Here is an 11,776-nt window from a genome sequence, read left to right on the forward strand (position 1 = left end):
GTTTCTATATTCCTGACGGCGAAGCCGCAAGCTTATGCATGAAAAAGGCCGCCGGATGAATCCGACGGCCTTGAAAGTCTGAGTCAGGCAGCGGTTAGTGCTCGGCGATCCACTCTTCGGCTTCCTTGACGTCCAGCGTGCCGGTGTAGATGGCCCGACCGGAGATGGCTCCTTCAAGCCCTTTGGCGCAGAGAGGATGCAGATTACGGATGTCGTCCATGGTATGCACGCCGCCAGCGGCGATGACCGGAATGGTGGTGGCTTCGCAGAGCTTTTCCAGCGCCTCGAGGTTCACGCCGGTCTGCATGCCGTCGCGGGCGATGTCGGTGTAGACGATAAAGGCGACGCCGTTTTCCTCCATGCGCGGGAGCACGTCGAAGATGGTCTGGCCCGAATCCTCGACCCAGCCCTTGGTCTTGAGCTGGTTGTCCACCGCATCAAGCGACACCCCGATGCGGCCCGGAAGCGCCTTGCACAGTTCGGCAAAAAGCTCGGGTTCCTCAAGGGCCATGGTGCCGATGATCAGGCGCTCGACGCCCGCCTCAACATATTTTTCTGCCGTTGCGATGTCGCGGATGCCGCCGCCGAGCTGGACCGGAATGTCCAGTTCGGAACAGATGTCCTTGATGAGGTCGAAATTGCGCGGCAGGCCGGAAAAGGCACCGTCAAGATCGACCACGTGCAGGAAGCGGCAGCCGAGCGACTGCCAATGCCTGGCCATGGCCACGGGGTCCTTGCCGAAGACGGTGACTTCGTCTTCCTTGCCCTGCGCCAGCCGGACGCACTGGCCGTCCTTGATATCCACTGCGGGAAAGAGAATCATAATCCGAGTTCCAAAAGCTTTTCCTTGATGCCGTCTGCGGCCAGCCGTTCGGCAGTGACCCACTTGCCGCCGCGGTCCACGAACTTGTCGATGGTCAGCAGGTTGTCGGACAGGGCCACCTGGGTTTCGTCAAAGTGCGCGCGGATCAGGCTGCCGTCCTTGATGCTGATCAGGAACAGGTCGAGCACCACGGACGCGGGCTTGACCACGCCTCCGGAACTGCCGACGCGCTCCTCCCAGTGCAGCAGTTGCGGCACGAGCAGGTAGTCGGCTTCCATGCACTCGCCCACGCCCTTCCAGTACTTCCATGCGGACATGCGCGGAATGTTGTTCTGCTCCATGACCACGATTTCCTGGCACTGGCGGGTGACGCTGGCGGGCGTATAGTCGGTGACGCCGTGCTCCGCCAACGCGGAGGCGAGGGTGGCGTCAAGCTTGGTGAGCACTTCCTTGGAAACGCGTTTGCCCTCCTCCACCGGGATGTATCCGGCGAGCAGTTCCCACGTGTAAACGGGTTGGTAAACGTCGCCACGGCGAGCTTGCCGGTGGGCCGTTCCACGTTCGGGGCCTTTTTGCCGCAACCGGCCGAAAGAACCAGTGCCGCGAGCAGGCCGACGATGAACAGGGTGCGGGTGAGCATTCTCATTAATCCAGACTCCCCTTGGTGCTGGAGACGCCCTTGCGTCCCACGGTGACTGCATGGCCAAGCGCCATGCCGAGCGCCTTGAAGGCGGCTTCGAGAAGATGATGGCCGTTCTGGCCGTATTCGTACTTGATGTGGAGGTTCATGCCTGCGCGAAACGCCAGTGACTTGAAGAACTCGCGCCAGACGTCCTTCTCGTCGCCCGCGATGATGGCAGGCAACAGGGAATCGTCGTAGACGAGATACGGGCGGCCGGAGATGTCCACGACAACTTCGGCCAGCGCCTCATCCATGGGCACCTTTGCGGCCCCGACGCGGTTGATGCCCTCGCGGGAACCGAGCGCGTCGGCCAAAGCCTGACCGAGACAGAGCGCCACATCCTCAAGGGTGTGGTGGGAATCGATTTCCAGATCCCCCTTGCAGGAAAGCTCAAGGTCAAACCCGCCCCAGAAGCTCATCAGGTCCAGCATGTGGTCGGCAAACCCCACGCCGGTGTTGATGGCGGTACGGCCCTCGCCGTCCACATTCAGCTTCAGGCGGATGTCGGTCTCCTTGGTCTTGCGTTCCATGGACGCTTCGCGCTTGTTCACGGCTCCTCCCTTTTGAGGGGACTGTATAAAAAATCTCTAGAAAAGCAAAGTCCCGGTTTACCGCTAGGTTGCGGACTCTTCGGCCTTGCTTTCCTCTTCGTCCGATGCGGTCTGGCCCTGAGAGGCTTCGTCCTCGTCGGACTCCTGCTCGATTTCACGCTGGTGCCGCTTCTCGTTCTTGCCGAAGATGTAAGCGACCCATATCCCCAACTCATACAGCAAAATGAGCGGTCCCGCCATGAGGCACTGGGTAAACGGGTCCGGTGGCGTGAGAATGGAAGCCGCCACAAACGAGAGGAGCACGGCGTACTTCTGTTTTTTCCTAAGCCCGCGCGAGGTCACAAGACCCATTCGCGCAAGGAAAAGGATGAACAGCGGCAACTCGAAGACGATACCGAACGCAAAAAGGAGCTTCAGACAGAAGCTCAAATATTCATTGAGTTTGGGCGTAAACGCGATCTCGCTGTTGGCAAAACTGGCAAAGAAGTCGAACCCGAACGGGAAGACAACGAAATAGCCGAACATGCCGCCGCCGACGAAGAACATGGCCGAGATCACGGCCATGGGGATCACGTATTTGCGTTCGTGCGAATACAGCCCCGGAGCGATAAAGCCCCAAATCTGCGCGAACAGGTACGGGCTCATGAGGAATATGCCCGCGACGATAGCGATCTTGATGTGCGAGAAGAACGCCTCGGCCGGATACGTGTACTGGAAATGGCCGCCGACCATGACCGTGCTCATGGAGTCCTGCATGGCCTGAACGAACACGTCCAGCTTGTCGAAATACTTGAAATCCGTGCCCTGAAGCGACTGGGCAAGGCCTTCCTTCAGGTTTTGAAAGAAGTCGGCGGGGAGCACCATGTGTTTCTGGGCCACATCACGCAGGACTTCCTTCATGGGCTTCATGAGGATGTCGAACATGCGCTCGGCAAAGCTGTAACAGACCAGCATGCCCACGATGACAGCCAGCACGCAGCGTACAAGACGCTGGCGCAGTTCGCCGAGGTGATCCAGCAAGGACATGTGCCCGCCGAGTTCGGCCTCGTCGTCTTCCTCCTCGCTCTCGTCGAGGCTGGGGTCCTCATCCGGGTCAGCAGCTTCGGCGTCTTTCTCTTCGCCGTCCTGCTCCTCGCCCTCGGAAACGACAAGACCGGAGGCCTCCTCAGAGGCCTCCGGATTGTTCTTTTCGTCTTCGGGCGTCACACCGGAATCCGGGGTGCGTTCGTCCTTGTCGGCGCTCATGCCTTTTCCTTGCTCCCGTCTTCAGAAGTCCCGGCTTCGGCAGTTTCGGCCTTCGGCTCGGACGACGCGGAATCGTCCTCAGTGGAAGTCTGCTCGGCAGCAGCCTGCTCATTGGACGCCTCTTCGTTGGCCTTTTTCCGTTTGGCCAACTCAGCGTCCACTTCCTTCTTGCGGGCTTCGCTCTCGGCGCGCTCCACTTCCATGTCCAGCGTGCTCTTGACGTCGTTGCCCATGCGCTTGAACTCGGCAACGCCCTTGCCCAGACCCTTGAGCATCTGGGGGAGCTTCTGCGGCCCGATAACGAGCAGGGCCACCACGAGTATGATAATCAGTTCCGGTCCGCCGATTCCGAACATGGTCTATATCCTTGCCTTTCCTATTCCCACTCGATGGTGCTCGGGGGCTTGGAGGAGATGTCGAGGACGACGCGGTTGACGCCCTTGACCTCGTTGATGATGCGATTGGAGATACGCGCCAGCAGTTCGCTCGGCAGACGGCTCCAGTCTGCGGTCATGGCGTCGATGCTGTCAACGACGCGCAGCGCGATAACGTGCTCGTAGGTGCGGTCATCGCCCATGACACCGACGGTCTTGAGCGGCAACAGCACTGCAAACCCCTGCCAGACCTTGCGGTACCAGTCCGAGGCCAGCAGCTCGTTCTGCACGATGCGGTCTGCAAGGCGCAGGATTTCCAGCCGCTCCTCGGTGATTTCACCGATGACGCGTATGGACAGGCCCGGGCCGGGGAACGGGTGCCGCCAGATGATGTGATCCGGCATGCCCAGCTCGTACGCGGCGCGGCGCACTTCGTCCTTGAACAGCTCGCGGAGCGGCTCCACCAGCTTGAGGTTCATCTTTTCGGGCAGGCCACCCACGTTGTGGTGGCTCTTGATGACCGCCGAGGGTCCCTTGAAGGATTCGGACTCGATCACGTCGGGATACAGCGTTCCCTGACCGAGGAACTCCACGCCTTCGATGGCCTTGGCTTCACGATCGAACACGTCGATGAAGGTGTAGCCGATGATCTTGCGCTTCTGCTCGGGATCCTCGACGCCGTGCAGCTTGCCGAGGAATTCGTCGGCAGCGTCCACGACCTTGACGTTCAGGTCGAAGTGTTCCTCAAGGAAGCCGATGACTTCCTGACGTTCGCCCATCCTGAGCAGGCCGTTATCCACGAAGATGCAGTGCAGGTTCTTGCCGATGGCCTTGTGCAGCAATACGGCGGCCACGGTGGAGTCGATTCCGCCGGAGAGGCCGAGCACGACCTTGGCGTCGCCAACCTGCTTCTTGAGGTCTTCCACGCAGGTATCCACGAAGGAGGCCATGGACCACGAGGCTTCAGATCGGCCACCTTGAACAGGAAGTTCTGGATGATCTGTGCGCCCTCTTCGGTGTGGGCCACCTCGGGGTGGAACTGCAGCGCGTAGATTTTCTTTTCGTTGTTGCCCATGGCCGCGAACTCGATGGACTCGGTCTTTCCCATCCGGGTGAAGTCCGGGGGAATCGCTTCCACACGGTCGCCGTGAGACATCCAGACGGTCAGGTTGTCCGTGCCGTCGATGCCCTCAAACAGCGGGCAGTCGTTCATGGCCTCGAACTGGGCCCTTCCGTATTCCCGGTCCGTGGACGCCACAACCTTGCCGCCCAGCTTGTGCGCCAGAAGCTGCATGCCGTAGCAGATGCCCAGCGTGGGCAGGCCCCATTCAAGATATTCCGGGGCCAGATCAGGCAGCCGCCTTCCAGAACGCTGGAGGGGCCGCCGGAGAGGATCAGCGCCTGCGGATTGAGGGCCTTCACCTTGGCGGGGTCCACGTTGCAGGGGTGGATTTCGGAGTATACGCCAGCCTCGCGGATGCGCCGCGCAATGAGCTGGGTGAACTGGGACCCGAAGTCCAGAATAATGACTTTGTCTTGATTCAACATATGGTTTCCGTCGTTATCGTTGCGGGTGACGTAACAGGATAGCCTCGCGGCTAGGAAGATTCAACCCGATAGTTCGGGGATTCTTTGGTTATGCTCACATCGTGTACGTGAGACTCGCGCAGTCCGGCCGGAGAAATCTGCACCAGCTGGGACTTTTCCCTGAGTTCGGCCAGCGAGGCGCTGCCGGTGTAGCCCATGCCGGAGCGGACGCCGCCGATGAGCTGGTAGATGGATTCGCCCACCGCCCCGCGGTACGGGACTCGGCCGACGATGCCCTCTGGCACGAGCTTCTTGGATTTTTCCTGGAAGTAGCGATCGGAGCTGCCCTGCTTCATGGCGTCGATGGACCCCATGCCGCGATAGGTCTTGTAGGTACGGCCCTGATACAGAACCGTTTCGCCGGGGGACTCCTCGGTGCCCGCGAAAAGCGAACCCATCATGCAGGAATCCGCGCCCACGGAGAGGGCCTTGACGATATCGCCGGAGAACTTGATGCCGCCGTCCGCGATGATGCAGCCGTCGCATTCGGCTGCGCGCGGGAGGCTTCCATGACAGCCGTGATCTGGGGAACGCCGACGCCCGCAACCACGCGGGTGGTGCAGATGGAGCCGGGGCCGATGCCGACCTTGACGGTATCGACGCCAGCGTCGAAGAGCGCCTTGGCACCGTCGTAGGTGGCGATGTTGCCGCCCACGAGCTGAACGTCCGGGAAGGTGGAACGAAGCATCTGGCGGAATCGAGAATGTTCTTGGAGTGGCCGTGCGCGGAGTCGAGGACGATGAAGTCCGCCCCGGCGCGAAGCAGCGCCTCGGCACGGGCTTCGCAGTCCTTGCCCACGCCGACGGCAGCGCCCACCAGCAGGCGACCTCGATCATCCTTCACCGCCATGGGGTACTTCTTGACCTTGTTGATGTCCTTGATGGTGATGAGTCCCTTGAGACGGTTCTCGTCGTCGACCACAAGGAGCTTTTCGATGCGGTTCTGGTGCAGGTGACGCTTGGCCTCGTCAAGGCCAATGCCCTCGGGCACGGTGACGAGGTTTCGGCTGGTCATGACTTCGGAGACGAGCGTGGAGCGCTCGGTGACGAAGCGGATGTCGCGGTTGGTGACGATGCCCACGAGGTGCTCGCCGCGAACCACGGGCAGGCCGGAAATTCGGTACTCTTCCATGATGTCCATGACCTTGCCCAGCGTGTCCTCGGGGTGCACGGTGATGGGATCGTGGATCATGCCGGACTCGGACTTCTTGACGCGATCCACCTCGCGGGCCTGTTCGCGGATGGAAAGGTTCTTGTGGATGACGCCTGCCCCGCCGTGACGGGCCATGGCAATGGCCATGCGGGCTTCGGTGACGGTGTCCATGGCCGCCGAGATGAGCGGTATGTTCAGGGTAATTGAGGGGGTCAGCCTCGTGGACACGTCAACAGTGTCGGGAAGGACTTCCGAATAGGCCGGAAGCATCAGGACATCATCAAAGGTCAATGCCTTGTCCAGAATTTTACTCATGTCATACTCCCCAGATAGTTTTAAGGCCGAACCTCACGGTTCGGCCCATTCTTCGTATTACAGTCCGAGGTATGCGCGCTTCACATCCTCATTCGCAAGAAGCGTCTCGCATGAGTCTGTCAGAACGATCTTTCCGTTTTCCATCACGTAACCTCGGTGGCCGATCTTTAACGCAAGGTTGGCGTTCTGTTCAACAAGAAAAATGGTCGTTCCTGATTCTTTGTTAATTTTCTTAATAATCTCGAATATCTGTCGCACAACAAGAGGCGCCAAACCCATGGAAGGTTCGTCCAGCAGCAGCAATCTGGGCCGGGCCATGAGCGCACGGGCGATGGCGAGCATCTGCTGCTCCCCGCCCGAGAGGTTGCCGCCCTGCTGGTTCCGGCGCTCTGCCAGAATGGGGAACAGGTCGAAGCAATACTCCATGTCACGGGCTATCCCGGCTTTGTCGGTTCTCAGAAACGCGCCCATGTCGAGGTTTTCCTTGATGGTCAGCTCCGGGAAGATGAGCCGTCCTTCGGGAACCTGCGAGATGCCAGACGCCACGACCTTGTCCGCGCTCTGGCCGCGGATGGACTCGTTTTCGTAGATGACGTCGCCGGTTCTGGGGGTCAGCATGCCGCAGATGGTCATCAGCGTGGTGGACTTGCCCGCGCCGTTGGCGCCGATCAAGGTGATGATCTCGCTGTGGTCGATGTGCAGACTGACATCGTAGAGCGCCTGAATGTTACCATAGAAGGTGTTGACGTTCTTGAGCTCGAGCATTTTAGTCATCTTCGTCCTCCCCGAGATACGCCTTGATGACGGTCGGATTCTCGCTCACTTCCTTTGGCGTGCCGCTGGCGATGAGGCGACCGTAATCGAGAACGAAGACGCTGTCCGAGATGCTCATGACCATCTTCATGTCGTGCTCGATGAGCAGGATGGAGAGGCCGTACTCGTTTCGCAACTTGATGACCAGCTCCTGCAGGTCGTAAGTCTCCTGCGGGTTCATGCCCGCTGCCGGTTCGTCAAGCAGGAGCAGGAAGGGGTCGGTGGCCATGGCCCGTGCGATTTCCAGACGGCGCTGCTTGCCGTACGGCAGGTTGCAGGCCAGCTCGTTGGCGTAGCGCTCAAGCCCGACAAGCTCCAGCAGGTGGTAGCTTTTTTCGATAATGGCCTGCTCTTCGCCCCGGGCCTTGCCGTTGCGGGAGATAGCGCCCCAGATGCCGCTCTTGGTGCGGCAATGCGTGCCGATCATGACGTTTTCCAGCGTGGTCATGGACGGGAACAGCCGGATGTTCTGGAACGTGCGGGCCATGCCCAGCTCGGTGACGTGGTTCGGCTTCATGCCGTTGACGCGCCTTTCCGAGCCGTCCTTCGGATTTACCAGCACGTCGCCGCTTGTGGGCGTGTAAATGCCGGTTATGCAGTTGAAGAATGTCGTCTTGCCCGCCCCGTTGGGACCGATCAGCGCGGCGATCTCCTTGGAACGCACGTTGAGACTGACATCGTCCAGCGCACGGATTCCGCCGAAGTCCTTGCATATTTCATTGACGTTGAGAACGGATTCACTCATTTGCCGCTCCCGCTACTGTCGATTTGTCATAAGTGTAGACCTTGCGCTTGGCACGAATGAGCCCCTGCGGCCTGAAGACCATGACCAGAACCATGGTGGCCCCGAAGATGAGCATTCGGAACTCGGAGAAGGCGCGGAGATATTCGGGCACAAGAATGAGGATGATGGCACCGGCGATGACCCCGCGAATGGAGCCCATGCCGCCGATGACGACCACGGACAGGATGATCGCCGATTCCCAGAAGGTGAAGCTTGCCGGGTTGACGAAGGTGGTTTTGGCAGCAAAGACCACCCCGGCCATTCCGGCCCAGGTCGCGCCGAGGGCAAAAGCCATCAGCTTGGTCTTGGTCTTGTCGATGCCCATGGCCTGACAGGCGATCTCATCCTCGCGAAGCGCCAGCCACGCGCGCCCGATGCGCGAGTTCTGCAGCCGGTTCACGCAGAAGATTGTCAGCACTATCAGCGCCAGCATAATGTAATACATGTAATTGATGGAATCCATGACCCCGAACTCGATGCCGAAGAAGGTCGGCCGGTCGATGCCCGCGATGCCGCTGGGTCCCATGGTCACGTCACCCCAGTTTTCCAGCACCAGCCTGATGATCTCCCCGAAGCCGAGGGTCACGATGGCCAGATAGTCGCCGCGAAGGCGCAGGACCGGGAAACCGAGCATGATGCCGAAGAGCGTGCCGAGCAGCGCGCCGATGGGCAGGATGGTCCAGAACCCGATGCCCCAGTGCATGTTGGCCAGCGCGTAAGCATAAGCGCCCACCGCGTAGAAGGCCACGTAGCCGAGGTCGAGCAGTCCGGCCAGACCGACGACGATGTTCAGCCCGAGGCCGAGTGCGATGTAGGTCAAGCAGGAGATCATGATGTTGGTCTGATACATGCCCGCCATGTGCGGAAACGCCAAGGCGATCCCGGCAACGACGACCAGCAGGCCCAAACGTGCGCTCGGGATGGTGCTGGCCTGTGTCAGCAGCCGTTCCACCACGCTTTCGCGCGCGGCCTGCCCTTTCATGAGTTCCTTGCGCTCCAGAAGCCAGCGCCACAGGAAGGAGAGCACGAACGAGCCGACGCCCACGAAGGCGAGGTTCATCCAGCGCCAGTCGATGGTGTTTTCAATGGTATCCACGCGGATGACCATTATTGGGAATGTCAGAAACATGAACCACAGGGCCACCAGCACGGATCGCTTCAGCGAATCGGCATACCCGTCGCATCCGGCCGTGAGAATGAACCTGAGGGTGCTCTGCGCTCCCTTTTCATCCATTACGGTGTTGCTCACGATAGTTCCTTGTATAGCTTGCGTCCCGAATGCGGGACCGATTGGTTACACTTTCTGCACCGGCTCCTTGCCCATGATTCCGGCGGGCCTGAAGATCAGGATGAGCACCAGAAGGGCAAAGGCGAACACGTCCTCGTAGTCCGAGGAGACGTATCCCGTGGCAAAGGCCTCGGTCTGGCCGAGAATGAGCGCGCCGAGCATGGCTCCGGGAACGCTGCCGATGCCGCCGAGCACTGCGGCGGTGAACGCCTTGATGCCCGCGATGAAGCCGATGTAGTAGTTGATCTGACCGATGTGCGAGGCGATAAGCACGCCGCCCACGGCCGCAAGGCTCGAGCCGACAACGAACGTGGCCGAGATGACCGTGTTGACGTTGATGCCCACGAGCATCGCCATCTTGCGGTTCTGGGCCGTGGCGCGCATGGCCTTGCCCAGCCGCGTGAACTTGATGAACAGGGTCAGCCCGATGCAGACAAGGATCGTGACAACCACGATGATGAGTTCCGAACTGCTGATGATGTGTCCTATCCAGGGCACCTTGAATTCGGGTATGAGGCTGGGGAACGGCAGAAAGTCGGAGGTCTGGGCCAGCATCACGTAGTTCTGCAGGAAGATCGACATGCCGATCGCGGAGATGAGCGGAGAGAGCCGCTGCGCGCCACGAAGGGGCTTGTAGGCGATCTTCTCGATGGTATACCCGTACGCGGCCGAATAGAGCACCGCGCCAAGGATTGCCAGAACGAAGATGGCGGCCGCGGGAAACCCTGCCGCGCCGAGCACACCGGCGATGATAAGGCCGGTGAACGCACCAATCATGTAAATCTCGCCGTGGGCAAAGTTGATGAGCTCGATGATGCCGTAGACCATCGTGTAGCCCAGCGCGATCAGCGCATAGATGCTGCCGCGCGTCAGCCCGCCGAAGAGAATCTCAAGGAAATATTCCATCGGTTTCCTTTCCGTATTCTACGCAATCAGGGGGCAGGCTCGGGCCTGCCCCCTGTTGGATACGTTATGCTGCTGTGATTACTCGACTTCCACGTACTGGCCGTTCTTGACCTGGTACACGGAGAAGCCGACGCCTTCCGCGTCGCCGCGTCCGTCGAACTTGATCTTGCCGAGCGGGGTTTCCACGTACTCGGTGCGCAGGGCGTTCACGACCTTATCGTAGTCAGTGCCACCAGCCTTCTCAACGGCGTTGAGCAGGGCCTGTGCGGCAGCGTAGGCCTGATAGTAGAACGCGCCCGGATCAGTTCCGAACTCTTTCTTGTGAGCTTCTTCGGCAACGGCGTAGAGCGGGTTGCCGGAGATGTCGCGGGGGCCGGTGGCGTAAACGCCTTCAGCATACTCGCCGGCGACCTTGATGAAGGTGTCATCCTTCACGCCGTCGTCGGAAAGGAAAGGAATGTCGATGTTCTTCTTGCGCATGGCAGTGACGATCTTGGAGGCTTCAGGATGATAGCCGCCGAAGATGACGCCGTCAGCGCCGGAGTTCTTGATCTTCTGCACCACTGCGGAGTAGTCCACGGCACCGGGGGTGACGCCTTCAAAAAGGGCAACGGACATGCCGCCGTCCTCTTCGATGAACTGCTTGCAGAAGGAGGCGAAGCCCTTGCCGTAGTCACCCTTGTCGTGAATGACGGCGATGTTCTTGAGACCAAGATTCTTGGCAAAGTCCACTTCAAGCTGCGCCTGCGCGTCGTCGGAGGCGATGGTGCGGAAGAAGTTGGGGTAGTCGCCGCTTTGGGTCAGCGGCGGGTTTGTGGCGGACGGCGACATGCAGACGATGTTACCATCCTTGTAAATTTCGAGGGCGGCCTTGGTGGCGCCGGAGCAGATATGGCCGAGGACGATCTTCACGTCTTCGGACAGAAGCTTGGTGGCCGCGTTGGTGGCCATTTCAGGTTTGCACTGGTCGTCCTGCGAAAGGACTTCCACCTGCATGCCGAGCACTCCGCCCTTGGCGTTGATGTCGGCAGCAACAAGTTTGGCCGCGTTGACGGTGGGCAGGCCGTAGGATGCCAGGTCTCCACTGTGCGCACCGGCTACGCCGAGCACCAGTTTTTTGGCCTCATCTTTCTTCCCTTCGCCACAACCGGCGGCGAACAGGGCCACAACCGCGAGCACAAGCGCGAGAAGTTTCCAGTTTCCTCTCATCAGTTCCTCTCCTGAAGGTATGGGGTTGCAACACATTATGAGATAGG

General features: G+C 60.0%; 10 protein-coding genes and 2 pseudogenes. All 12 read right to left on the bottom strand.

Annotated features, from left to right (window positions below; all coding sequences use genetic code 11):
- Positions 1-94: 94 nt before the first annotated feature.
- The 12 genes and pseudogenes from hisA to JCM12178_RS02795 all read right to left on the bottom strand — a co-directional run bounded on the left by hisA (position 95) and on the right by JCM12178_RS02795 (position 11,729).
- Entirely contained in the window at positions 95-823 is a 729-nt protein-coding gene (hisA, locus tag JCM12178_RS02740) for a 1-(5-phosphoribosyl)-5-[(5-phosphoribosylamino)methylideneamino]imidazole-4-carboxamide isomerase (protein ID WP_054648554.1), read from the bottom strand.
- Positions 820-1,299 carry a DUF4823 domain-containing protein gene (locus JCM12178_RS02745; RefSeq protein WP_245628577.1) on the bottom strand — a complete coding sequence of 160 codons (480 nt, stop codon included), beginning with the start codon at positions 1,297-1,299 and terminating at the stop codon, positions 820-822. Before JCM12178_RS02745 ends, hisA begins: the two co-directional genes overlap by 4 nt.
- Positions 1,300-1,468: 169 nt before the next feature.
- Entirely contained in the window at positions 1,469-2,056 is a 588-nt protein-coding gene (gene hisB, locus JCM12178_RS02750; protein ID WP_054648556.1) for an imidazoleglycerol-phosphate dehydratase HisB, read from the bottom strand.
- Between the two features lie 63 nt (positions 2,057-2,119).
- The gene (gene tatC, locus JCM12178_RS02755) at positions 2,120-3,301 is read right to left on the bottom strand and encodes a twin-arginine translocase subunit TatC (protein ID WP_083465700.1); all 1,182 of its coding nucleotides are present in this window, start codon (positions 3,299-3,301) and stop codon (positions 2,120-2,122) included.
- Positions 3,298-3,657, bottom strand: a complete 360-nt coding sequence (gene tatB / locus JCM12178_RS02760) for a Sec-independent protein translocase protein TatB (RefSeq protein WP_054648558.1) — start codon at positions 3,655-3,657, stop codon at positions 3,298-3,300. Before tatB ends, tatC begins: the two co-directional genes overlap by 4 nt.
- Positions 3,658-3,677: 20 nt before the next feature.
- Positions 3,678-5,223 (bottom strand): annotated as a pseudogene (guaA, locus tag JCM12178_RS02765) (glutamine-hydrolyzing GMP synthase).
- A 50-nt stretch (positions 5,224-5,273) separates the two neighbouring features.
- Positions 5,274-6,729, bottom strand: a pseudogene (gene guaB, locus JCM12178_RS02770) (IMP dehydrogenase).
- Positions 6,730-6,786: 57 nt separating this feature from the next.
- The gene (locus tag JCM12178_RS02775; protein ID WP_054648560.1) at positions 6,787-7,494 is read right to left on the bottom strand and encodes an ABC transporter ATP-binding protein; all 708 of its coding nucleotides are present in this window, start codon (positions 7,492-7,494) and stop codon (positions 6,787-6,789) included.
- Position 7,495: 1 nt separating this feature from the next.
- A complete protein-coding gene (locus JCM12178_RS02780; protein ID WP_054648562.1) occupies positions 7,496-8,287 on the bottom strand; it encodes an ABC transporter ATP-binding protein in 792 nt (263 codons plus the stop codon).
- Positions 8,280-9,455 (bottom strand): ABC transporter permease subunit, encoded by a 1,176-nt coding sequence (locus tag JCM12178_RS02785; protein WP_054648639.1) that lies wholly within the window; start codon positions 9,453-9,455, stop codon positions 8,280-8,282. Before JCM12178_RS02785 ends, JCM12178_RS02780 begins: the two co-directional genes overlap by 8 nt.
- Before the next feature lie 165 nt (positions 9,456-9,620).
- The gene (locus JCM12178_RS02790; RefSeq protein WP_054648564.1) at positions 9,621-10,520 is read right to left on the bottom strand and encodes a branched-chain amino acid ABC transporter permease; all 900 of its coding nucleotides are present in this window, start codon (positions 10,518-10,520) and stop codon (positions 9,621-9,623) included.
- A gap of 78 nt (positions 10,521-10,598) precedes the next feature.
- Complete coding sequence (locus JCM12178_RS02795) at positions 10,599-11,729, bottom strand: branched-chain amino acid ABC transporter substrate-binding protein (protein WP_054648566.1); 1,131 nt, start codon at positions 11,727-11,729, stop codon at positions 10,599-10,601.
- Positions 11,730-11,776 lie beyond the last annotated feature (47 nt).

This window comes from Salidesulfovibrio brasiliensis JCM 12178 (assembly GCF_001311825.1).
GTDB classification, from domain to species: Bacteria; Desulfobacterota; Desulfovibrionia; order Desulfovibrionales; family Desulfovibrionaceae; genus Pseudodesulfovibrio; species Pseudodesulfovibrio brasiliensis.

What these genes read in the sequence shown, in the direction of transcription:
- JCM12178_RS02775 (WP_054648560.1), bottom strand. Translation starts at nt 7,494, where the DNA reads ATGCTCGAGCTCAAGAACGTCAACACCTTCTATGGTAACATTCAGGCG.
- tatC (WP_083465700.1), bottom strand. Translation starts at nt 3,301, where the DNA reads ATGAGCGCCGACAAGGACGAACGCACCCCGGATTCCGGTGTGACGCCC.
- JCM12178_RS02795 (WP_054648566.1), bottom strand. Translation starts at nt 11,729, where the DNA reads ATGAGAGGAAACTGGAAACTTCTCGCGCTTGTGCTCGCGGTTGTGGCC.
- hisA (WP_054648554.1), bottom strand. Translation starts at nt 823, where the DNA reads ATGATTCTCTTTCCCGCAGTGGATATCAAGGACGGCCAGTGCGTCCGG.
- tatB (WP_054648558.1), bottom strand. Translation starts at nt 3,657, where the DNA reads ATGTTCGGAATCGGCGGACCGGAACTGATTATCATACTCGTGGTGGCC.
- JCM12178_RS02785 (WP_054648639.1), bottom strand. Translation starts at nt 9,455, where the DNA reads ATGTTTCTGACATTCCCAATAATGGTCATCCGCGTGGATACCATTGAA.
- JCM12178_RS02780 (WP_054648562.1), bottom strand. Translation starts at nt 8,287, where the DNA reads ATGAGTGAATCCGTTCTCAACGTCAATGAAATATGCAAGGACTTCGGC.
- JCM12178_RS02790 (WP_054648564.1), bottom strand. Translation starts at nt 10,520, where the DNA reads ATGGAATATTTCCTTGAGATTCTCTTCGGCGGGCTGACGCGCGGCAGC.